This window comes from Bradyrhizobium sp. SZCCHNRI3052, assembly GCF_032484895.1.
Classification (GTDB): Bacteria; Pseudomonadota; Alphaproteobacteria; order Rhizobiales; family Xanthobacteraceae; genus Bradyrhizobium.
The window spans coordinates 100,606-120,442 of record NZ_JAUETW010000010.1 but is presented as its reverse complement, the minus strand read 5'-3'; the positions used below and the strand labels follow the sequence as shown (position 1 = coordinate 120,442).

19 protein-coding genes are annotated in these 19,837 nt (G+C 62.7%); 7 read left to right on the top strand and 12 right to left on the bottom strand.

Translation table 11 applies throughout. The features are described 5' to 3' along the window. Nucleotides 1-18 precede the first annotated feature (18 nt). From QW887_RS24885 to QW887_RS24840, 10 genes are all read right to left on the bottom strand, one after another. Nucleotides 19-1,539, bottom strand: coding sequence for an ATP-binding cassette domain-containing protein (locus tag QW887_RS24885; protein WP_316195264.1), 1,521 nt, complete (start codon nucleotides 1,537-1,539; stop codon nucleotides 19-21). Then, on the bottom strand, nucleotides 1,536-2,516 hold the full coding sequence (locus QW887_RS24880) for a branched-chain amino acid ABC transporter permease (protein WP_316195211.1): 981 nt from the start codon (nucleotides 2,514-2,516) through the stop codon (nucleotides 1,536-1,538). Before QW887_RS24880 ends, QW887_RS24885 begins: the two co-directional genes overlap by 4 nt. Continuing rightward, a complete protein-coding gene (locus QW887_RS24875) occupies nucleotides 2,513-3,385 on the bottom strand; it encodes a branched-chain amino acid ABC transporter permease (RefSeq protein ID WP_316195209.1) in 873 nt (290 codons plus the stop codon). The genes QW887_RS24880 and QW887_RS24875 overlap by 4 nt, the downstream gene beginning before the upstream one ends. A gap of 64 nt (nucleotides 3,386-3,449) precedes the next feature. Beyond that, the gene (locus tag QW887_RS24870; RefSeq protein WP_316195207.1) at nucleotides 3,450-4,679 is read right to left on the bottom strand and encodes an amino acid ABC transporter substrate-binding protein; all 1,230 of its coding nucleotides are present in this window, start codon (nucleotides 4,677-4,679) and stop codon (nucleotides 3,450-3,452) included. Nucleotides 4,680-4,761: 82 nt separating this feature from the next. Further along, nucleotides 4,762-5,424, bottom strand: coding sequence for a DAPG hydrolase family protein (locus QW887_RS24865; protein ID WP_316164924.1), 663 nt, complete (start codon nucleotides 5,422-5,424; stop codon nucleotides 4,762-4,764). Between the two features lie 68 nt (nucleotides 5,425-5,492). Further along, nucleotides 5,493-6,332, bottom strand: a complete 840-nt coding sequence (locus tag QW887_RS24860) for a 3-keto-5-aminohexanoate cleavage protein (RefSeq protein ID WP_316170876.1) — start codon at nucleotides 6,330-6,332, stop codon at nucleotides 5,493-5,495. A gap of 53 nt (nucleotides 6,333-6,385) precedes the next feature. Next, a complete protein-coding gene (locus QW887_RS24855; protein WP_316170875.1) occupies nucleotides 6,386-7,330 on the bottom strand; it encodes a 3-hydroxyacyl-CoA dehydrogenase family protein in 945 nt (314 codons plus the stop codon). A gap of 35 nt (nucleotides 7,331-7,365) precedes the next feature. Beyond that, nucleotides 7,366-8,175 (bottom strand): SDR family NAD(P)-dependent oxidoreductase, encoded by an 810-nt coding sequence (locus QW887_RS24850; protein ID WP_316164928.1) that lies wholly within the window; start codon nucleotides 8,173-8,175, stop codon nucleotides 7,366-7,368. After that, a complete protein-coding gene (locus QW887_RS24845; protein WP_315718701.1) occupies nucleotides 8,172-8,522 on the bottom strand; it encodes a cupin domain-containing protein in 351 nt (116 codons plus the stop codon). The genes QW887_RS24850 and QW887_RS24845 overlap by 4 nt, the downstream gene beginning before the upstream one ends. Further along, complete coding sequence (locus QW887_RS24840) at nucleotides 8,522-9,361, bottom strand: cyclase family protein (RefSeq protein WP_316170874.1); 840 nt, start codon at nucleotides 9,359-9,361, stop codon at nucleotides 8,522-8,524. Before QW887_RS24840 ends, QW887_RS24845 begins: the two co-directional genes overlap by 1 nt. 261 nt (nucleotides 9,362-9,622) lie before the next feature. Here QW887_RS24840 and QW887_RS24835 point away from each other — a divergent pair, with 261 nt between their 5' ends. The 7 genes from QW887_RS24835 to QW887_RS24805 all read left to right on the top strand — a co-directional run bounded on the left by QW887_RS24835 (nucleotide 9,623) and on the right by QW887_RS24805 (nucleotide 17,671). Further along, a complete protein-coding gene (locus QW887_RS24835; protein ID WP_316164930.1) occupies nucleotides 9,623-10,426 on the top strand; it encodes an IclR family transcriptional regulator in 804 nt (267 codons plus the stop codon). Between the two features lie 151 nt (nucleotides 10,427-10,577). Continuing rightward, a complete protein-coding gene (locus QW887_RS24830; RefSeq protein ID WP_316170873.1) occupies nucleotides 10,578-11,591 on the top strand; it encodes a TRAP transporter substrate-binding protein in 1,014 nt (337 codons plus the stop codon). A 59-nt stretch (nucleotides 11,592-11,650) separates the two neighbouring features. After that, nucleotides 11,651-12,172 (top strand): TRAP transporter small permease, encoded by a 522-nt coding sequence (locus QW887_RS24825; RefSeq protein WP_316164932.1) that lies wholly within the window; start codon nucleotides 11,651-11,653, stop codon nucleotides 12,170-12,172. After that, nucleotides 12,169-13,473: a TRAP transporter large permease gene (locus tag QW887_RS24820; RefSeq protein ID WP_316170872.1), complete on the top strand. Its 1,305-nt coding sequence runs from the start codon at nucleotides 12,169-12,171 to the stop codon at nucleotides 13,471-13,473. Before QW887_RS24825 ends, QW887_RS24820 begins: the two co-directional genes overlap by 4 nt. Beyond that, nucleotides 13,466-14,437 (top strand): D-2-hydroxyacid dehydrogenase, encoded by a 972-nt coding sequence (locus QW887_RS24815; protein ID WP_316170871.1) that lies wholly within the window; start codon nucleotides 13,466-13,468, stop codon nucleotides 14,435-14,437. Before QW887_RS24820 ends, QW887_RS24815 begins: the two co-directional genes overlap by 8 nt. Then, on the top strand, nucleotides 14,434-15,624 hold the full coding sequence (locus QW887_RS24810; RefSeq protein ID WP_316170870.1) for a M24 family metallopeptidase: 1,191 nt from the start codon (nucleotides 14,434-14,436) through the stop codon (nucleotides 15,622-15,624). The genes QW887_RS24815 and QW887_RS24810 overlap by 4 nt, the downstream gene beginning before the upstream one ends. 1,081 nt (nucleotides 15,625-16,705) lie before the next feature. Beyond that, nucleotides 16,706-17,671: a D-2-hydroxyacid dehydrogenase family protein gene (locus tag QW887_RS24805; RefSeq protein WP_316170869.1), complete on the top strand. Its 966-nt coding sequence runs from the start codon at nucleotides 16,706-16,708 to the stop codon at nucleotides 17,669-17,671. Nucleotides 17,672-17,685: 14 nt separating this feature from the next. On the opposite strand, the gene QW887_RS24800 is transcribed toward QW887_RS24805, so the two are convergent. Both QW887_RS24800 and QW887_RS24795 read right to left on the bottom strand, forming a co-directional pair. Further along, nucleotides 17,686-19,245 (bottom strand): tripartite tricarboxylate transporter permease, encoded by a 1,560-nt coding sequence (locus QW887_RS24800; RefSeq protein WP_316195203.1) that lies wholly within the window; start codon nucleotides 19,243-19,245, stop codon nucleotides 17,686-17,688. A 9-nt stretch (nucleotides 19,246-19,254) separates the two neighbouring features. Then, nucleotides 19,255-19,680 (bottom strand): tripartite tricarboxylate transporter TctB family protein, encoded by a 426-nt coding sequence (locus tag QW887_RS24795; protein ID WP_316170867.1) that lies wholly within the window; start codon nucleotides 19,678-19,680, stop codon nucleotides 19,255-19,257. Between the last annotated feature and the right edge of the window lie 157 nt (nucleotides 19,681-19,837).

Here is a 19,837-nt window from a genome sequence, read left to right as displayed (position 1 = left end):
CTTGCGGCCGTCGGCCGCTCACTCTTCAGTCCCGAAGTAAAGATGACGCAGCCGCTCGTCCGCACGCAGGACGGCAGGCGGCCCGGATAGGGTAATCCGTCCCTTGTTGATGATATGCGCGACGTCGGCAAGGTCGAGCGCGCGCTCGATATCCTGCTCCACCACGAGCATGGTGAGGCCCTCGCGCTTGAGCTCGGCGAGTGCCGCGTACAGGCGGTCCATCATGACCGGTGCGAGGCCGAGGCTGATCTCGTCGAAGATGACGAGCCGCGGCCTGGCCATCAGCGCGCGACCGATCGCCAAGGCCTGCTGCTGGCCGCCGGACATCGAGGTGCCCGGCGCGTTGCGGCGGTCGGCAAGCACCGGAAACAGGGCGTAGACGTGCGCCAGACGCGCCTTGCGCTCTGCTGCATCGGCGTGGCGTGCAGCGACGAGTAGATTTTCCTCAACCGATAGCGAGCTGAAGATGCGCCGCCCCTCCATGCAATGGGCGAGGCCGCGTGTCGCCACCGCATGCGCCGGCAAACGCGTGATGTCCTCGCCGTCAAATCGGATCCGGCCAGCGGTGATCGGCAAGGCGCGGCTGATGACATGGGCGACAGTAGTCTTGCCAGCACCGTTGCTGCCGAGAAGCCCGACGACCTGGCCCTGCATGACCGACAGGCTGAGGTCGTGGAGCACGCGGGCTTGGCCGTAGCCCGCGGACACGCCGTCAAGTGCAAGCAGCGGCTCGGTGCTTGCTATCGACGAAACGACATCGGCGCGCGGCGCAACTGAAGTGGAGGTCCTGGCCGCGGCGCCATGGCTGGTGCCGAGATAGATTGCAGCGACCTCGTCGCTCCCCAGCACGGCGGTCGTCGGCCCCGTGGCGAGCACCTTGCCGAAGTTGATGACCATGAGGTCCTCGCAGCACTCCTTCACGATCCGGATCACATGTTCGATGATGATGATCGAGCGTTCCGCGTCCTTCAGCGACTGGATCAGGGCGATCAATTCGCTGACTTCGCTGTCGATGAGACCGGCGCCGACCTCGTCGAGCAGCAACAGTTTGGGCTTGAGCGCAAGGGCGCGGGCGACTTCGAGGCGCTTGCGCCGGAGCAGCGGCAGATCGCGCGCCGTGACGTGTGCAGCATCGCCGAGGCCGCAGCGATCGAGGATCTCGCGCCGTTCAGCGGCGGCGGTGCCCGAGGCGATGAAGGGAGACAGCGAGAATTGCGCGACGGCCAGATTTTCTTCAACGGTCATGTCGAGGAAGGGGCGAGGAATCTGATAGGTCCGGCCAATGCCGCTGCGCGCCCGCTCGGAAGCGGGCAGGCTGGTGATGTCGTGGCCGTCGAAATGGATCCGTCCTGCGCTTGCGGAAATGGCGCCGCCGAGCAGGCCTATCAGGGTCGATTTGCCGGCGCCATTCGGTCCGATGACGCCGAGCACGCGGCCCTTGTCGAGGCGGATATCGAGGCTTTCGACTGCGACAAGGCCGCCATAGCGCTTGCCGAGGCCGACGGCGTCGAGCAGGGGAGGCGCGTCAGCGGCGATCATGAGCTCGCAACCTTGGTGAGGCCGGCGCGCCGAAGCGCGGTTTCCAGCAAGCCGCAAAGTCCGCGCGGGGCACAACGGATCAGGATGATGAGAATGACCCCGGTGATCGCGACATGAAGCTCGGGATAATCGGCGAGCAGCTCGCCGATCGCGACGAAGAAGATCGCGCCGACGATGGCGCCGAAGCGCATACCGAGGCCGCCGATGATCACGATCGCGAGCGGATCGACCGACCATTGCAGGCCGAAGCTGCCATAGGGCTCGATGGCGCCGAGCTTGATCGCCTGGAGGCCGCCCGCGATCGCGATCAATGCGCTGGCGACCATGAAGGCCGCAAGCTTCACCCGGAACGCGCGCACGCCGACTTGGCTTGCGGCGTCCTCGTCGTCGCGCACCGCTCGCAGCAGCACTGAGAACCGCGAGCCCGTGGTCAAGGTCATGACCAGCGAGGCGACGACGAGCAGCAGAGCGGCGTCCCGAAACAGCTCTGTGACGTCGGGCAAGTCGGCGCTGACGAACAGGCCGGTGGCGCCGCCGAACCAGGGCACGTTGACGACGAGCAGCCGCAGCGCTTCGGCGAGCGCCAGGGTCCCGACGGTGAAATAGAGCCCGCGCAGTCGAAACAGACCGCGCGACATCACAAGCGCCAGCGTCATAGCCACAAGCGCCGAGGCAGCCAGCGCCAAGCCGATGCCGCTATCCGTGTGATTGAGCAGCCCGACCGTGACATAGGCGCCGAGGCCGAAGAAGGAGGAACTGCCCAGCGAAACCAGCCCGCAATAGCCGGCGAGCAGATTCCACGCTTCCGCCAGCACGATATAGAGCAGGAGCTTGAATCCGATCTCGACGAAATAGGCCGGAAGAAACGAAGGCGCCGCCATCAGCGCCGCAAAGGAGATGCCGGCAACCGCGACGCGGACGAACGGATGATACAGCAACAGGCTGCGTTCGGGGACGGACGTTGTCAGCACGGTCATGCGCGGCTCCCGAGGAAGCCCTGCGGCCTGAGCTGCAGCATCGCCAGGAACAGCACGAGGCCGACGAGGTCGCGATAGCCGTCCCCGAGGGTGAGCCCGCCGACGCTCTGCAGCACCCCGAGCACGACGCCTCCGACCAGCGTCCCCAGCACATTGCCGAGCCCGCCAAGCACGATCACCGCGAAATCCGTCAGCAGATAGGTGGCCCCGCTGGTAGGCGTGAACGACAACGCCACACCGATCAGCGTGCCGCCGATTCCGGCACAGGCGGTGCCGAGGCAGAAGGTCAGGGCGTAGACCCGGTTGACATTGATGCCGATAATCGCAGCGGCAAGGGGCTGGTCGGCGCTCGCGCGCAACTCGCTACCGAACCGGCTGCGTGCGATCAACACGTGCACGGCGATGATCAGCGCGACCGAGATGGCAAAGCCGATCAAATAGATCTGCGGCATGCTGATAGGGCCGAGCGTCAGGGGAACTGTGGCGTAGTCCCGCTCGATGGCGCGGGTATCGGCGCTGAACAGCAGCACGAACAGGTTCTGCAGGATGATCGAGAGACCGAACATGGTCATCATCGCTGCTTCGGATCCCTTGCCTGCGAGCGGCGCCAGCAGGAAGCGATAGATCGGATACCCGATCAGCGCGAGAATGAGGCCGATCAGCAGGAGTCCAACGAGCGGATCGATGCCGGTTCGTTGCAGCAGAAAGAGACCGGCGTAGGCACCCGCAACGAGGAATTCGCCATGCGCGAGGTTCACCAGACGCATGACGCCCAGGATGATCGAGAGGCCGAGCGCCGTCAGCGCCAGCATGCCGCCGAGCAGCAGGCCAGAGATCAGTGCATTGACGATCACATCGAGACCGGGCATTCGCGTTCGCTCCGCATGAGATCATTGAAGACCGGCGCGATCGGCGCCGGCCTTGGGTCTGCGGTCAGGGCACCGGGAACAGGATCTTGCCGGTGGCGCGGTCCGCCGGCCAGACGATGCTCGTCTTGCCGCCCTGCCATTGCAGCATCGCCAGCGGCAGTTTGGCGGTATGGCTCTCGTCGAACTTGATGGGCCCGACCACATAGGTCTTGTCGGTCTTGGCTACCGCGGCATTTATCTTTTCGTGATCGAGCGAGCCGGCTGACGCGATCGCGTCGAGCAGGATCTGCGCCGCCGCATAACTGTCGGCGATGTGCTGGCTGAAGGTGAGCTTGGTCTCGCTTTCGAACGCGGTCGCGAGATCCTTGGCATCGGGATAGGGGAAGCTTGGATCCCAGTAGCCGCCAACCAGCACGCCGTCGGCGAGCTTGCCGAGCGCTTCGGCGAACTGCACCGGCTCGGCGCCCTTTTCGATGACGAGGAGCTTCGGCGTATAGCCTGCCGAGGCAATCTGCTTGCGGATCGAGACCGCCTGCGGCGTGATGGCATCGACCAGCACGACCTCGGCGCCCTTTGCTTTCGCCTCCGCAACTAGTGAGGTGAACTGGGTGTTGTCGACTGGGAATGATGCGTTCTGCACGACCTCGTAGCCGGCGGCCTTGGCCATCTGCGGCCACAGCGTGCCGCCGACGACTTGGCCGTCCGGGCCGTTGTCGTGGAAGATCGCGACCTTCTTGTTGGTCTCGAGCTTGAGATCGTCCAGCACCTTGAACGGAATCGCGGCGAGCTCGGGCTCGTGGAAGAACAGATCCCAGGCGTAATTCCATTTGCGAACCGACTTGAACGCTTCGAGCGGATTGCAGCCGGTGACCAGCGGGATCTTCTTGCGTTCGGCGACCAGCGCCCCGGCATTGACCAATGCCGGCGTGCAGGAGCCGAGCAGGGCTCGCGCCTGATCGCGCGACAGCAGGCTCTCCGTATTGGCCGCTGTGACATTGGGATCGGTCTTGTCGTCACGCAGCACGAGTCGGACCGGCATCTTCCTGCCGTCGATGGTGATGCCGCCGGCCTTGTTGACCTCGTCGACCGCCCGGCTGTAGCCCCATTTCTGGAAGCTGCCGAAACCAGCGAGCGGTCCGCTCAGCGGGATCGACGCGCCGATGACGATCTCGTCTGCTGCTTTGGCCGATGTTGATGTCCAGGCTGCTGCGATCGTGAGCAGCGCGACGGGAAGAAGTCGCTTCAGGACGGGAAGCGGCGCTGATAACGCCGCCTGCGACGTGCGAGTTGCCATGTTTTCCTCCATGATGGGTGAGGCCGTTTCGCCTCGTTTTATTGACGGTCGCTCCGTCGGGTCGGAGCGTTCCGCAGATGCGTCAGAACGCGTTGTCGCCGGTATAGCGCCGGTACAGCACCGGCAGGATCTCGGCGAGATAGCCCATCTCCTCGGTGGCGTGCTGATGCAGGCGGCGGGTAAAATCGTCATTGAGCTGACGCTTGCGCCCTTCGACCGCGATGTGCTCAGGCACCGGCTCGCGTGTCTTCTTGTCGGCGAGAATGCCGAGCCAGAACCGCGAGCGCATCTCGCAGCCATAATCGGTGTCGCGCACGAAGTGGCACATCCGGCCGACATGGACGGGCGCGCCCTGATCGCCGATCCGCGCGCACACCGCGACCGCGCCGGAGGCGTCATAGCGTGTAGCGTCGAAGATCTCGTGCGGATGATGGAAGTCGATGGTCAGGTCATAGACGGGGCCTGTGGGACCAGCAAGATATTCGCTGACCACGTGGGAGGCGCCGATGTAATTCCCGTCGACGCGGTTGAGCCAGGCGCTCGCGACATGATCGCGCGGATGCCAGAGCTTGTATTGTTCGATGCCGCCGAGCCATCCGAACCACCAATGGACCATCTTGGCGCGGCAGCCCGGCATGCGGGTCAAGGCGGCGACCAGCTTCTTGCCGCCGGCGAGGTCCTTGTACCCCGACTCGAACGGAAGATAGCCGGGATCAAGCAGCTGATTGCAGTCCTCGAATTCCACCATTTCCTCCCGATGTAGTTATCGTCGATCTTGATTATTGTCTTCGTCTCAAGCGCAAGATGCCGCTGCTACGCGGCGTGAGATGGTCGCCCCGAAAGGTTGAGAATCTCCCGCGCGCCGGGTGCGGTTGCAACGCTCCCGTTTGCCTCGCGAACGAGACGTGCAGCACGGGCAACAAACTCAGCATTGTTCTTGGCAAGGCGGCCCTTGGCGTAGAGGACGTTGTCCTCCATGCCGACCCTGATATGGCCTCCTAGCGAAAGGGTCGCGAACAAGATTGGCAGATGTCCAGCGCCGATGCCGAAAGCCGACCATTGCGCGTGAGGTGGCAAGAGGCTCTTGAGGAACACAAGGTTTTCGACCGTAGCGGCTATGCCTCCGGCTGCGCCAAGTACGAACTGAAAATAGCCGGGCCCGCGCAATACGTTTTTCTTCATGTAGTGGATGGCGTTGTAGAGCATGCCCGGATCGAATACCTCGATCTCCGGCCTGACGCCGTTCTCGTTCATAACGCCAGCAAGCCTCTCAAGGAATGCCGGATGATTGATGAACAGCGTCGAATGCATCCAATTCATAGAGCCTGCATCGAAGGAAGCGAGCTCGGGTTTCAGTTCGATCAAATGCGCCATGCGGGTCTCATCGGTCGCATTCAGGTCGCCGGACGTGGTGAGGTTCAGCACAATGTCGCAGCGTTGGCGGATGCGTCCGACGGTCTCGATAAATCGGCCTTTGTCCATCGTGCCCTTTCCGGCATCGTCGCGCATATGCAGATGCGCGATTGCTGCGCCTGCCTGCCAGCATTCATAGACGTCCTCGGCGATTTCGCGCGGCGTCAGCGGAACCGCGGGATTGTGCTCCTTGGTGGGCCAGGCGCCGGTTGGTGCGACGGTGATGATGGTATCGGCCATGGCTGTCGTTCCTCTTCTTACGGCGGCCCGCGTCTTTGCGCGTCCTGCAATCGTCAGGGATAGGTGCGTGATGCCTTCAGTTGCGTGATCAGCCGGCCGAGAAATGCGCGGCGCACCGATGAGGTCGATGTCGGGTCGTATTGATAGAAACCCTCGCCGCTCTTCACGCCGAGCTTGCCTTCGGCCACCTTGCGGCGGAGCAGGGCGCTTGCCTGTTTTGAAGCATCCATGACGGCGAGCAGATTGTCGCCGACCGTCAGCCAGATATCGAGGCCGCCGAAATCGGAGACTTCGAGCTGGCCGGTCGTGGCATAGCGAAACGCCGGACCGAATTTCAGCGCGGTGTCGATGTCGACGGCATCGGCGACGCCCTGCTCGATCAACGAGAATACCTCGCGTGCGATCGCCTGCTGAATGCGATTGGCGATCAGGCCAGGGACGTCCTTCGCCACCTTGGCGACGCGCTTGCCGATCTGCCGATGCAGGGTTACGACCTCTTCGAGCAGATCGGAAGGCATGTTGCCGAACGCGGAGATCTCGACGAGCGGCATCAGCAGCGGCGGATTGTACCAATGCGTCACCAGGGTGCGGACCTGTCGCGCCTCCGGCAAGGCCGCGACCATCGGAGCAAGCGGCAGGCTCGACGTGTTGGTGGCGAAGATGGCATCAGCTGGCGCCAGACCGTCGATCTCTGCCAACAGCGCCTGCTTCAGCTCCATCTTCTCGGGCGCGGCCTCCACGATAAAGTCGCGGTCTTGCACCGCCGGCGCCAGTGCTTCGAATAGAGCGATACGATCGAAGGCGGTCACAGCCGTGTCCGCGTCGACGAAGTTCTCATCCACCAGAAGTCGAAATCCGTCTGCGACCTCGGACCTGATGGTTGCGCGCTGTGCGGCCGAAGGTTCGACCAGATTCACCGAAAAACCGTGCAGCGCAAAGCAGGCCGCGATCCCGCGCCCCATCGTGCCGCCACCGATGACGCCAATCCGCTGCAACATTCCTTTCTCCAGATGTTAGGAGCTAGGCGGCGGGATCATCCCGCCGTATAGCCGCCGTCGGCGTCGAGGATGTGGCCGGTGTAGAAATCCGACGCCTTCGAGACCAGGAAGAGCAGGGGGCCTGCGAGATCCTGCGGCTCGCCCAGTCGTCCCTTGGGGACGCGGGCGAGGAAACCCTTGCGGACCTCGCGCGCCCGCTCGGTGTCCTCGAACATCCAGGCCGTCAGCGGCGAGCGGAAGACCGTCGGCGCGATCGCATTGACGGTGATTCCGGTATCGCCCCATTCGCAGCCCAGCGCACGGGTGATGCCGTCGATCGCCGATTTCGAGGCGCAATAGGCCGAATAGCCGGCAGGATGGCCGAGCTTGCCGCGCGCCGACGACATCAGCACGATCTTGCCGCCACGGCCTTGCGCCAGCATCTGCTTGCCGACGGCCTTGGCCATCAGCCAGGACTGCGTCACATTGGCGTCCATTACGTCGAGAAAACGCTCCGGCGCCATGTCGACGATCTTCGACACGTCGTTCTTGCCGGAGGCGACGACGAGGATATCGACGCCGTCGAACGCCGCGACGGTCTTTGCAACGATATCGTCGCAGGTCTTCTCATCGCTCGGGCGCGCCTGGATGCTCAGCATCTCGGCGCCGAGCGCCTTGGCGTCCGCGGCCGTTTTCTCCAGCGCCTCGAGATTGCCGGCGACGGCTGCGACCTTGGCGCCGGCACCGGCCAGCACCTGCACAGCCAGTGCGCCAAACGCACCTGAGGCGCCGGTTACGATCGCGACTTTGCCGCTAATGTCGAACAGAGACAGGGGATTTTTCAGGAAGTTTGCCCTCTCGCTCATGGTGTGACACCCGGCGGATAGGGGATGACGACCAGCATCGTGCAGACATCATTGCGACGATTGACGATCTCGCGAATCTCGTTCGGCGCGATGGTGCAGCTGTCGTAAGGCCCGAGCACGGTCTCCTTCCCGTCGACCATGACCGTCATCTCGCCGGCAAGGACGACATAGACCTTCTCGAACGGCGTCGAGTCCGGACCGGCGCCGCCGCCTGGCAGGAATTGCGAGAGGCCGACCCATTGGTTGGTCGGGCCGCCCGGCTCAAAGCCCTGCAGCCGCAAGCCAACCACGCCGCGGTGGTTGGGCGCGTCATAGGGCTTGGCTTCATGGAAGCGTTTCACACGCATCAGAACGCCTCGCCCTTCTCGATGCGGTAAGCTTGGTTCGGATCGGTGATGGCAACCAAGCGGATGATGCAGCCGTCGCCACGATCCCAATTCCAGGGGAAGAACGCGAATGTGCAGCGCTTGCCGGTGACCTCGTCGAGATCGCCGCCGACATTCTCGATGCCAAGGATGCCATGCTTGAACAGCTTGTTGTGCACCGGCTCCCATTCCGGGAAGTCCTCGGTCCAGTCGCGACCGCCCGACCAGGCACGATATTCCTCCCTCAGATGCGGCAGCAGCGGGCCATTGCGATGCTGGCCGATCGCGGTGGCGAGCGGGTGATCATTGGCCTGGGTATCGTGACCGACTACCTTCACCTGCTTGTCGACCATCCAATCTGCCGCTGACGGGACCAGCCCCGGGCAATAGGCGAAATAGTCGCCGTCCTCATAGACCTTGTGCCAGCCGGTGTTGATGATCAGAACGTCGTGGGGTCGGATAGCATGGCCACAGGCCCTTTCCAGATCATCTGCGGTGATGGATTCCCATTTCTTCTTCGGCAGCGAGACGACGAGGCCCGAGCCGAAGAAATGCGGCAGCGGCACTTCGTCGATGAAAGGCGTGCCCTGCACCACATGGGCCGGCGCATCGATATGTGTCGTTGAATGCATCGAGGTCGTGATGCGCTGCGACAGCACACCAGACTTTGCCATGTAGTGGATGCGCTCGATCTTGACGTCTTCGAAATAGGGCCAGTTCGGGCACTGGAAGCCCCAGCGATGGGAGAGGTTGGTGAACCTCAGGCCCATGGCGTTGTCAGTATTGCTCTGAAAATCGATGCCCCGAATCTTGATGGACATGCGCATCCTTCCCTTCTGAAACCGTTTTTCCTGGAGGCAAGTGATCCCGCTTGCCCCACGTTGCGATACACATGTACCATATAATGGAAAGCGTCAATCGAAATTCGGAATGGACAACAGTTCACGCGAGGCGGCTACGTCCGTCGGTCAGGTGCATCGGTGTGATCCGCATACCCGACGTCGTCGGGCATCGGCCGCTGCGCTAAAGTGTTAGCGAAGAGATTCCGATCTCATGATCGATCAATGGAGGACAGGAGACTGATGTCGAAAGCCGCAGCGCGGGCGTTGAAAACGAGAGCCTCCGCGCCGCCACCGTCTGACGACCGTGGTGGCAATGGCATTCAAGTGCTGGCGCGAGCTGGCAGCATTCTGCGCACGCTTGAGAGCCATCCGAACGGCTTGAGCCTTGGCCAGATCGCGAAGTCGGTGGGGCTCGCCCGTTCGACCGTGCAACGAATCGTGGCGGCGCTGATGGCCGAGGACTTCGTCACGTCGAGCGGGCCTGGACAGGTCAGGATCGGCATGGGTCTGTTGCGGATCGCGGCTTCCATTGGTGCGAATTCCAGCGAGATGATCCGTCCGCACCTTCTCGCCTTGGGCGAGGAGGTCGGCGAAACCGTCGACCTGTCAGTTCTGGCGGGCGGCTCGGTGGTGTTTGTCGACCAGGTGCCGGGGCGGCGTCGACTAACGGCGTTGTCGGCCGTCGGCGAACGCTTCCCGCTGCATTGCACTGCCAACGGCAAGGCGGTGCTGTCCTGCTTTTCGCCTGAAGAAAGCGAGGAACTGATCGAGAAGAGCCTTGCCGAACATCCCGACTTTCCGCTGGCGAACCGCAGGCGCCTGATCGATGAACTCAACGACATCCGCCGCACCCATCTCGCTTATGATCTCGAAGAGCACGGTGCCGGCATCAGCGCGATCGGCACGGCCGTCATCGATCATTTTGGCCGACCCGTCGCCGTATCGATTCCGGTGCCGACCCAGCGCTTTCTCGAAAACCGCGACGCCTTTGCCGAAAAGCTGCTCGGCTTCCGGCGGAGGGTGGAAGGCATTCTGTCGCGCTGAGCGGTCGGAGCTGGCCCTTGCAGACGCAACCGTGATACGATACAGCTGAACCGAATAACAATACAGCGACAGAAGGTGTCCGATCGAGACACCCGCGCTGCAGCACTGGGGCGAACAAGCTCCGGGCGCAGGAGGCCAGGAGGGAAACGCCATGATCACACGTCGTTCGGCTCTGCTTGGAGCCATCTCGGGGGCTGCGATTGGGATGGTCGGCTCACGGTCCGCAAGGGCAGAGCCCATCGGGCTGAAGGTCTCGCATTATCTGCCGCCCAACCACACCTTCCACCGCGAGCTGACAAAATGGGGTGAGAGCCTTGCCGAGAAGTCGCAAGGGCAGCTCGCGCTCAATATCTTCCCGGCGTCGCAGCTGGGGCCGGTCAACCGCCAATTCGATCTGGTGCGCAACGGCGTCGTGGACATCGCGGTCGGTCTCCATGGCGCTACCCCCGGCCGTTTCCCAATGGCGGATCTGGTGGCGCTGCCCTATTCGGCGCCGAAGGCGGGCAACAATAGCGCCGTGACGTCACGCAGGCTCACGGAATTGGCGCCGACCTATCTCTATCCAGAACATCCGGGCATGAAGGTGTTATGGATGGCGGTGACCAATCCGCTCATGGTCCACACCAGCAAGCGTCCTGTCGCCAAGCTTGAAGATTTCAAGGGCTTGCGGGTGCGCTATGCAGGCGAACAGTTCGCGCAGATCATTCCGCTGCTCGGTGCAACGCCGCTCGCGGTGCCGCCGGCGGAGACGGCAGACAGCCTCTCCAAGGGCATCATCGATGCCGCCACATTTCCATATGAAGCGTGCCAGAGCTTCGATCTGGGCACCGTGATCAAATATTCGCTGGAGCCGGGCGTCAGCACGGCGACCTTCGCGGTGGCCATGAATCCAAATAAGTTCAAGTCGCTGCCGGCCGATCTGCAACAGCTGATCGACAAGACCACGGGGCCTGCAATGGCCGAACGTTTCGGCGCCGCGTTCGACGCCAGCGAGAAGGCGGGCCGTGCCTACATGACCGGCAAGGGCGTGCAGATTTCGCAGCTCGCCGATGCTGAGCTGTCCCGCGTGAAGGAGATTCTTGCGCCGCTGCGCGACAAGGCCCTTGGCGAGCTCGAAGGGGCAGGCAAACCGGGCAAGGCGTTTCTCGACGCCTACACGGCCTGAAGCGGAAGCCACCTGACACCTGCCGGAAGCTCGGCAGTGTCCTGCGACAGGATATCAGCATGGCCGCCGCGCCTCTCGAAACCTTCACCGCACGTCTGAAGACAACTCAGCTCCGGCTTGCGATGATCGCACTGGTCATCATGATGCTCAGCACATGCGTCGACGTGACCTTGCGTTTCCTCTTCAACCGCCCGATCCGCGGGGCCTATGACATCGTCGAGGCCTGCCTCGTCGTCTTTGTCTTTCACGGCATGTCGGCAAGTTTCTTTGCCCGCAAGAACATCGTGATCGACATCATCGATTCCTTGGTGAGCTCGCGGGTCGAGCGCGTGCTGGTGCGCCTCTCAGACATTATCTCGGTTGCGCTCCTCATCCTCGTCACCGCGGCGATGATCGCGCCCGCCCTGCAGGCCTATGATTACGGCGATCGCAAGCTGGAGCTGGGCCTGCAGCTCTGGGTGCTCTGGATTTTTGCGATCGTCGGCCTGATCGGCACGCTGCTGTGTGCGCTCGGACCCTTAGTGAGACCAGTGCCGACCTCGCGCAGGATATCTCATGCCGAAGGCGGGGAGGGGGCATGAGCGTCCAGTGGATCGGTGCGATCGGCGTTCTCGCGCTGTTTGCGCTGCTGTTCTTTCGCATTCCGGTCTGGGCGGCGTTGATCATCGTCGGCCTGACCGGCAACACCATCATAAATGGCTGGGCCGCGGCTTTCACCACTCTGGGCACGACGCCGTTCGACGTCGCGAATTCCTACCCGTTGTCGGTGATTCCGCTGTTCATCCTGATGGGGGACGTTGCTTCGAGCACGCGGCTGTCGGCCGATCTGTTCAACGCCGCGCGCCTGCTGTTGTCGGGCGTGCGCGGTGGCCTCGCGGTCGCGGCGATCGGGGCGTCCGCCTGTTTCGGCGCGGTCTGCGGTTCATCAATCGCGACCGCGGCCACCATGTCGCGTATTGCGCTGCCGGAGATGCGCAAGGCGGACTATGATGATGGTCTTGCCGCGGGCGCGATTGCGGCGGGAGGATCGATCGGCATTCTGGTCCCGCCATCGATCATCCTGGTGATCTACGGCGCCATCGCCGAGCAGTCGGTGCCAAAGCTGTTCGCAGCCGCGCTGTTTCCGGCGATCATCCTCACCGTGTCCTATGTCGCGCTGGCGCTGCTTGCGGCGAAGCTGAACCCGAAGCTGGCTCCGCTTGGCAAGCCCGTCAGTTGGCGCGAGCGTCTCGACGCGCTGCGTCAGCCCTGGCAATTCGTGCTGCTGTTCACGCTGACCATCGGCGGCATCTATGGCGGCATTTTCAGTCCGACCGAAGCCGCAGCGCTTGGTGCATTCGGCGCGATCGTGCTCGGAGTGATCGGCCGCAGGCTGTCGGCGGCCCAGCTGTTTCAGGCGGTCGAGGGCGCGGTTTCGACCTCGGCCTTGCTTTTCGCCATCATCATCGGTGCGACCTATTTCGCAAATTTCGTCGTCCAGACGCAATTGCCGCAGCTGCTTGCCACGGCCGCGCAGTCGCTGCACCTGCCTGGCCTTGCGGTGATGGGCATCATCATCGTCGCCTATGTCGTGATCGGCTGCTTCCTCGAAGGCATCGGCATGGTCCTGATCACGGTCCCGGTGTTCCTGCCGTTGGTCACGCAGTATGGCTACGATCCGGTATGGTTCTCGATCATCGTGGTGATCGTGGTCGAGCTCGGCCTGATCCATCCGCCGGTTGGCATGAACCTGTTCGTCATCCAGGCGCAGGTGCCTGACATCAGCCTCGGCGCCATCTATCGCGGCATCCTGCCGTTCCTGATCGCGCCCTTCGTGCTGCTCGCTCTGCTCCTGATCTTTCCTGAACTCGCACTCTGGCTGCCGAGGATCCTGTATGGCTGATCGTCCTCTTGAGATCGTCGTTATCACGCACGACGTGCCGCGTCTGGCGGCCGGTCTCGCCGAGGCCTGTCCGGAGGTCATCATCCATGCCGGTGAGTCCGCGTCGGAGGTGCTGGCGCACGCAGCCTCGGCACAGGTACTCATGGGCCTCGCGCAGTCGATTACGCCCGGTCTCGTCGCGGCGACTCCGCAGCTGCGATGGATTCAGGCCTTCACCACCGGGGTCGATCCCTTGCTGGCGCTTGGCTTGCCTCGCGACATCCTCGTCACCTCCGCGCGTGGCATCCACGGGCCGCAGATGTCGGAAATGGCGTTCATGCACATGCTGGCGCTGGGACGGGGATTGCCACGGATGGTCGGCAATCAGCATCGCGCGACATGGGAGCGCTGGCCACAGCGGCTTCTGCTCGGAAAGACCGCTGTATTGGTCGGTATCGGGACGATCAGCGAGGAGCTCGCGCTGCGCTGTCAGGCGTTCGGCATGCGCGTGATCGGCATCAGCGACGCGCGCAATGAGGCGGTTGGATTTGACGCGATCCGCCCCCGCGGCGAGCTGGTGCGCACAGCGCGCGAGGCGGATTTCCTGATCGTACTTGCAGCCTCTACGCCGGAGACGCGGCACCTGATCGACGGAGCGGTGCTCGACGCGCTGCCATCCCACGGCTTCCTGATCAATCTGGCGCGCGGGCCGGTCGTGGACGAGGCCGCGCTGATCGAAAGGTTGCAGCGGCGGACATTCGCCGGGGCAGGGCTCGATGTCTTCAACGCTGAACCGCTACCTGCCAGCAGCGCCCTCTGGCAGTTGGACAATGTGCTGATCACGCCGCATCTCGGCGGCATGAGCGACTGCTATGACGAGCAGCTTCTTCCGCTTGTCGTCGAGAACGTAAGGGCATTCGTGACCGGGGATCATGCGCGGATGCGCAACCGGATCATACTGGGTCAAGCTGGAGCTGCCGCATGAGCATGCACGAACGAGTCCCGGTCCGCATCAGCGACGCGGAGCTCTCCCGGCGCTGGGCAGCGATGCGGACAGCGATGAAGCAGCACGACATCGACGTCGTCATCGTCCAGGCGACCAATGATTGGCTCGGTGGAAATGTCAAATGGCTCACCGACATTCCCGCCAATAACGGCTATCCTCGGACGGTCTTGTTCTATGCTGACGACCTGATGACCGTGATCGAAATGGGCGTCTTCGATGGCCGGCGATCGCTCAAGGGCGAAGACTCTGTTCATCGCGGTGTCGGCACCATTCTGACGACGCCATCGTTTCCGTCGATCGACTACACAGTGCGCTATGATGCTGATCTGGCCGTGAGGGATCTGCTGGCGCGGAATGTGCGGCGGGTCGGGCTCGCCAATGCCGGCGGATTTCTCGCGGGGTTCAGCGATACTCTGCGCGGGGGACTTGCTAATATTGAGATCATCGACGTCACCGCGGATCTCGACGCGCTGAAGGCGATCAAGAGCGAGGAGGAGCAGGGCCTGATCCGGCGTACTGCGGCGCTGCAGGATGAGGTGTTCGCGCATGTCTGCCGCGTGACCCGTCCTGGCCTGCGCGACATCGATGTCACCTCGGCCGCGCAGATGAAGGCCCAGCAGCTCGGCAGCGAGCAGGGCATCTTCCTGGGCGCGTCAGCCAAGATCGGCATCCGCTCGCCCTTCATGGGCCGGCACTTCCAGGGCCGCACCCTGGCCGAGGGCGATCATCTGTCGCTGCTGATCGAGGTCAATGGTCCCGGCGGCTTCTTTTGCGAGATTGCGCGCACCTTGGCGCTGGGCAAGGCGAGTGCGCAATTGCGTGACGGCTTTGCGGCCGTGAAGGCGGCACAGGAGCATACGCTGTCGCTGCTCAAGCCGGGAATGTCGGCGCAGTCTATTGCGGCGGCTCACGATGCGTACATGACCTCACGCGGCCTGCCGCCGGAGGTGAGGCTCTATGCGCACAGTCAGGGCTACGACATGGTGGAACGCCCGCTGATCCGGCGCGACGAGACGATGGCGGTCGCTTCAGGAATGAACCTCGCCGTGCATCCGGGATATGAGACCGAAGCGATCTTTGCGGTGATCTGCGATAACTACATCATCGGTCCCGAAGGACCGGGGGCATGCCTGCACCGGACCGCGAAGAGGATATTCGAGCTATAACGGTTTCGCAGTGCCTAACGCTTGGGCGGCTTAGGTCGTCAAAGCTCAAAGGTTCCGCTGTCTTTGTTTGATGCCGACGCTGCACTTGAACCCAGACAGCTCTTCGTCGCAATCAACGGTGCGCCAGCGAACGGCTCAAGGATTCAACTGTGTGCCTGTTGCCCTAGAAGGCTTGAGGACCCGCGGCTCTGTTTGGGTGACTCTCTAGAATGACCTTGTAAAACACGGAGCAATCTTTCCCCAAACGATGTTCTAGTCCGTTGATTTTGTTGGGGTTGCCCGCTTCCCTAGGGAGTGCCAGCCTGGGTGTCGTTCAAACGCAGCGCTGTTTTCTGACTTATGGCTCTCGGATGCTTAAGGGCGTGCTTGCGACGTTGCATATGGCTTCAATGAGCAGACGCACCGCTCGTCCTTCCCAACCTATTTGATCGATTGGGGCTTCCCAGTACTCCGACAGAACGTAGGCCAAGTGACGGGCCTTCACACTCCAATTTAGGCGAGAGTACAATTCGTGATTTCGAAAAAGGCCGCCGTATTCCGTCAATCAACAATCTGGCGGCTGTCAGGCGCGCTCTTGAGGCCGCGGGCGTACAATTCATCGACGGCGATCATCCTGGAGTTCGCTTAGTGCGATGACAGACTGCTTCACGCGTTGGCACTCACTTACAGTTCAGGACGATTGCCGCGCCACCACGGGCTGCCTCTGGAGCCGAGCCTGAATTAAGACGGTTGACGACTTCGGCTGCTTCGTTCTGAATCGTGCTCTAGCCTGTTGAAGTTCAGAACCGGTGAATTCTGGCATACGTCAACGTCATGCCAAGCCAATTCCCATATCTACGATGCTCGTTGAGACTTCTTGACGAACCGTCGTGGGTCAGCCTTTTCAGCTGTCGATTGAGGCAAGATCGGTGCGCGGTCCGTCCGTTCGTGCATTGAGGCTATCCATTTTAGGCCCCTCGCAAACGGTTCCAGCTGCTGGAATTCGCTTGATGCTGGCCCCTTAATGCTCGGACTAGGTATCCTCTCCAACGAAAACGTCGCCTGATCGACATGATCTGGGCGGAGGGACGGAGCCGATTTCATGCCAGCAGTCACACCCGTTCGCGTTGCTGTGCTCGACGATTTTCAGAACGTCGCGCGGTCGCTCGCCGACTGGAGCTCACTCGAACCCCGTGCCACGACGACGTTTTTCAATGACAACGTCACGGGGGACGCGCTCCTGGCGCGATTGCTGCCGTTCGACGTGATCATGCTCATCCGCGAGCGCACGAAATTGCCGGCGTCGCTGATCGGCGGTCTGCCAAACCTTAAGCTCGTGGTCACCGCGGGGATGCGCAATCTGGGCATCGACGTGGCCGCGTGCGCGGCGCGCGGGATCCCGGTCTGCGGCACCGATACCGGGAGCAGCTCGACCGCCGAGCTGGCCTTCGGGATGCTTTTGGCGCTGTCGCGAAATATTGTGGTGGAGGACCGCGCGCTGCGCGAGGGACGCTGGCAGACGCGCATGGGCGTTGCCGTGAGGGGCTTAACGCTCGGCATCCTCGGGCTCGGCCGGCTCGGCGCTCAGATGGCCGGTTACGGCAGGGCATTTGGCATGGACGTCATCGCCTGGAGCCAGAACTTGACCCCGCAGGATGCGGCAATGGCGGGCGCCGACTTTGTCGAAAAGGACGAGCTATTTTGGCGCTCGGACTTCATCAGTCTGCATGTCGTGTTGAGCGAGCGGACTCGCAACATCGTGGGCGCTGCGGAATTGGGGCAGATGAAGCCGTCGGCTTGTCTGATCAATACTTCGCGGGCCGGCCTTGTCGACGAGGTCGCCCTGATTGCCGCGCTGAGGGACGGGCGGATTGCCGGCGCAGCGCTTGATGTGTTCGACGTCGAGCCGTTGCCGCGGGATGCGCCGATCCTGTCGGCGCCCAACACTTTGCTGACGCCGCATCTCGGCTATGCCGCGCGCGACAGCTACAAGACCTATTTCAGCCAAGCCGTAGAGGACATCGCCGCCTGGCTCGACGGCAAGCCGATCCGGGTCCTGACCGCATGATCTCTGGACCCGCGCTATCCTCGAGCCTGATACGTCTCCGTGGGCGACACCGCCGGCGGCGCTATCCGTTCCGGCTCGTGGCTTGAACCCTTGTCCGGCCGGCGCCGCGCCAGCAGCCCCGACACGATCTGCCAAGCGAAGATCATGGCGACGATCCCGAGAATGGCCCCGCTGATCGGATGCTCGACGAACGTCATGAAGCTGCCGTGGCTGAGCAGCATCGCGCGCCGGAAATTTTCTTCCAGGATCGGTCCAAGGATGAAGCCAAGCATCAACGGCGCAGGATCCAGGCTGAGCCGGAAGAAGATGTAGCCAAGCACGCCGAAGAAGGCCGTGGTGTAGATGTCGTCCAGGCTGTTGTTCACGCTGTAGGTGCCGACGCAGCAGAAGAACAGGATGGAAGGGAACAGCGCGCTGTAGGGAATCTTGAAGACCGTCAGCCAGTATCTGACCAGCGGAACGTTCAGGACGACTAGGAAAAGATTTCCGATCCACATGCTCGCGACCAGCCCCCAGAACAGATCCGGATGGTCCGCAATCATCGTGGGCCCTGGCTTGATGCCGTTGATGATGAAGGCCGCCATCATCAGCGCCATCACGGCATTCTCCGGAATACCGATGCTCATCAGCGGAATGAAGCTTGTTCGCGCGGCTGCTTCGTCTGCCGCCGCCTGGCCTGCAACGCCCTCGATCGCGCCCTGACTAATCTCGTCGCGGTACTTGCTGAATTTCTTGTCGATGGCGTAGGCCGCGAATTGAGCGATGACGGGACCGCCGCCCGGCAGAAGTCCGAGGAGCGATCCGGCGGCGCTGCCGCGGAGCGCGCTTGGAATGATGCGCTTGAACTCGGTCCAGTTGGGTATCAGCTTGATCTCACCGCGAAACGGCGACGTCTGCCGGTCCTTGTCCAGGTTCTTGGTGATCTCGGCAATGCCGAAGCAGCCGAGCGACAGGCTGACAAGCGCGATCCCGTCGTACAGCGACGGGAGGCCCATCGTGAATCGGAGCGTTCCGGTATTGACGTCGGTGCCGACGAGGCCGAGGAGGACGCCAACGAGGCACATCGACAGGCCGTCGAGCACGCTCCCGGTCGTCACGAGGCTAACGCAGAGGAAGCCGAGCAGCACGAGCGCGCAGTATTCGGTCGGGCCGAACATCAGGGCGACCTGGCTCAAGGGCGGCGCGAGCGATGCCAGAACGATCGTCGCGATCGTGCCGCCGATAAAGCTCGAAATGCCCGCCGTGAACAGCGCGAGGCCGGTCTTGCCCTTGAGCGTCATCTCATAGCCGTCGATGCAGGCGATGATGCTGGACGCGTGCGGCATCCTCATCGTAATGGCGCTGACATTGTCGCCGTACTGGGCGCCGTAATAGATCCCGGCCAGCACAATCAGCGCGCCGTCTGTCGGCAATGAGTAGGTGAGAGGCAGCAGAAGACTGATCGTCGCCAGCGGCCCCAGCCCCGGGAGCAGGCCCACCAGCGTGCCAATGGTGCAGCCCGCGGCGCAGAACAGCAGGTTGTTGAGCGTCAGGGCGTGACTGAAGCCGAACGAGAGGTTCGACAGGATATCCATGGTGACGCCTCAATAGAGCGGGAGCTGCAGTCCGAGGCCGAGCTTCATCGCCAGCGCGACGGACGCGAGCACGGCGCTCAGCGCCAGAGCGCGCGACAGCTTGAAGTCGGAGGCTGCGTAGGAGGTGATGAGCACCATCACGACGAGGCCGACCAGCATGTTCACGTGTTCGGAGAGCAGCACGAAGCTGAGCAGGCCGGCGGCCACCAGTGCGATGTTCCTCGCCTTGAATGCGAGTGCGTCGCCATTGATGATGCGGGCGCGCACGACGATCGCGAGGCCCACGAGGAAGAGCAGGGCAGAAACGACGAGCGGAAACATGCCAGGTCCCGCACGGCCCAGCGTACCCAAGGAATAGCCGCGGGCCTGCAGGCCGAAGAACAGGGCTATAGCGAGCAGGCTCAGCCCTTTTGCCAGATCTCGGTTGATTGTCATGTTTCCTCCGGGGGGCGTGCACTTGAGATCGGCACATTGTCCCATGAGGAGGCAGCCCAGCCTGTGACGGACTTAGTCACGCGCATAGTCGTCTGGTCGGCTTCGATTTAGTCAGAGCCGAGCCGGAACAGACTTGATGGGCTTCCTCCACTCGCAT